We start from the raw sequence: 2878 nt of genomic DNA on the forward strand, positions 1-2878 counted from the left end.
TATTTTATAATCGATAAACGGTAGCAACTGTCCTAAAGTCTTCACTACACTCCCAAGATTTAATGAAATAAAAATAGCCGACGAAGTTGTTATAAGATACAAAATGAGCGGTGGAACAAAATAGGCGATTATGACCAAGTAGAAAAAAAGTGCCGAATAATGGAACATCACACCTCCTGTTACAAGTGCTAAGTACTTAACAATACTTAACCAACTACGATCCTTCGCTAAAACTACTAAGCCAGTAGTAATAAACGCTGCTGCTACAAAACTTCTAATTTGCGCAGCATCCATTGTAAACGGAAAAATTGTATAGAAAAAGAGCGTCCACCCTGGATTAATTGATGCCTTGAACACAGAGTAAAGCATCAATAGTAGTGACAAACCAATTACAATAGCAAAAAATGCTTGGAAAGGCAACCCTATTGCTTTAGCTGCTAATTGAAGGTATGTGTATCCCCATTCTTCGTTTGCTGCAATGGGATCCTTATAAAAATTTATATACTGCCCTCTGTCCGCAATCGTAGTGTTGAATGTCATCGCAATCCAAAAAAGAGTGACAAGTATAATACACAAGAATTTATTCTTTCTAAAAACTGCAGTCAAACTTCCAACGCCTATGAAAAGTAAGTAACTCATATACACACCCATTCTCTTCCTAATTTTATAGAAAAATTCATAATACCTTTTATAAATGACCTAGTTTATTATTCTTAACCCTTCGAGTAGAACAATTCTAAAAAATAAAACAATTTCTAATTGATATAGCCATCTTCAGTAGGCGCTGGTTGAGGAATTTCTTGATAATTATCTGTTCCACCAATTGGATCAACTGCGGCCTCTGCCTGCAACTCATCTGAAGTAAAGCTCAAACGATAAATTGACCATTTATCTTTGTCAGGACCATATATCTCCTCAAATTGCGCATAATTAAGTGGATTATAATCTTCTAATGGACGTTTACTGATCACGTATTTGATCCCAAGCTTTTTACAATCAGTAAAATTGAGATTGACAGTAAAATTATCTGGTCGATCTAAACGAAATTCTGTTTTACCTTTATCAATAAAGGCCCTTACATGCGCATACCGATTATAAATCTCTTCATTCTTATGTTTAGGATCGATCTTGTGCCACATTTTCATATCTGGATAAAAGCGAACCGAATTAATCGTCTTCACACCTAAAGCAGGTGTAAAGTTATAAAGATCGCCTTCCGACAACCAGATAGCATCCGGATCTTCTTTTTTGATCTTAACAATTTCTTCAGCCAAGGTCTTTTTATCAATTGCCCCGGTGCCATGAACAATTGGATTAACAAATACTCCTGAAACCAGCACGATGACAGTCATTGCCAATATAAAAAACTTCTTGAGCTTGAACAATAAAGCAAACATAATTAACGCGAAAACTACTAAAGTCATAAAAATCTCAAAGTTATTGAAATACAATCCCATAATTGACGATGTCACCGAATGTGTCGCCAGTATCATGATTAGAGCTAAGAAAATAAATTTTATCCACCAAGGGATTTTTACGTATTCCCAGATGAAGTTGATCATCCATAATGATAACAATACAGCACCAAAGCCTAATGTCACCAAACTACGTGTACTTGTTACATAAGTCAGCATCAAGACTTTCGCAATTCCATGACTGTAGCCAAAATATGTCCATCCAAAAATAAATAAGCAGAACAATCCCAAGATAATTCCTAAATATTTTTCTTCTTTTCCTTTTTTAGAAAAGAAAATAAACGGGGATAAAAGTACAGTCAATGGTAGAAAGTTGAAATAAGAGGCAACTTCCCCATTATTTGTTCCATGAAAATTGAAATTCTCGAAAGGAATTTTCCAGTTTGTCAAAAACAGGAAAAAATCAGACGGCGGACGTCCTCCTCCTTCGGCTTCCCGATGTCCAGGATAAATTGTATTTAGCGTTGCATCGATTGCTTCTTTTGACGTGCTGTAAAAGTGTAAAAGAACAAAGCTAATAACTCCAAGACCACCAATAATAATTGGCAAATCCCAAATGTCTAATACCAGTTCTTTTCTGAAGTGAATCAATGTACCAAACAACCAAAATAATATCAGATAAACCAGCGGTACTTGATGGGCTGGATACAAAACTAAAACAAATCCAATTCCGTTTATAACAATCAAGCTCATCATTAGCAGACGCAGTAATACATTTTTATGTTTCGCAATATAATAATAACTGGCTACCATGATTGCCAGTGTGAAGAACATCAAATCTCCTACATGCTGCATAAACCACCATTGAATCGATGGTGAAAAAGTGATCCAGAATGATCCCAACAACGACAGATATTTGTTGCGTTTCGTCAAAATCATGACCATCTCAAAACTTAATAGAAGCATCGCGATGATTTTGAAGCCCCAATAAAAGGACAGTCCACGTTCTTTTCCTAAAAAGAAAAAGCCCCAATTGAATGGCTTTCCAATTACAGTCAAGTCCTTGACTGGTGAATTGTAGGCAATAATCATATTTTGCCCTTCTTTGCCATACTGTTTATTCACAACTGGATAGTCACTTTCAGCTTGCGAGAAATAAAACGGTGTCTGTACCATCCACTCGTCTGAACGGACTTCCCGATTTTCTCCGAAGATAACATCTGATTTCTTGTCATCACTACGTTCTGAAACGATTCTGTCCCAAGAGCCGATTGAACTTCCATTTAAATTTAGCACAACGATTAATATTAGAAATAGTACACCAATAAGATAACGGAAACGAATAATTTGATCAACAATCCACACAAAAGGATTTTTCCTTGTTCTTTCATATGGTATTTCACTCGTTCGCTTTTGTGCCCTTGTCTCCATTTTTTCCTCCTGAGAATAAAAATTTAAATGTG

The 2878-nt window shown here is 35.8% G+C and carries 2 protein-coding genes; both read right to left on the reverse strand.

Annotated elements, in window-relative coordinates:
• Positions 1–639: EpsG family protein (locus A5875_RS07495; RefSeq protein ID WP_176244632.1), on the reverse strand; the 639-nt coding region annotated here is incomplete at its 3' end.
• Between the two features lie 116 nt (positions 640–755).
• Positions 756–2846 (reverse strand): DUF7657 domain-containing protein, encoded by a 2091-nt coding sequence (locus A5875_RS07500; RefSeq protein WP_088933019.1) that lies wholly within the window; start codon positions 2844–2846, stop codon positions 756–758.
• Positions 2847–2878: the final 32 nt, after the last annotated feature.

Origin of the sequence: Enterococcus sp. 3H8_DIV0648 (assembly GCF_002140655.1) — a bacterium.
Taxonomy (GTDB): domain Bacteria; phylum Bacillota; class Bacilli; order Lactobacillales; family Enterococcaceae; genus Enterococcus_A; species Enterococcus_A hulanensis.

What these genes read in the sequence shown, in the direction of transcription:
- A5875_RS07500 (WP_088933019.1), bottom strand. Translation starts at nt 2,846, where the DNA reads ATGGAGACAAGGGCACAAAAGCGAACGAGTGAAATACCATATGAAAGA.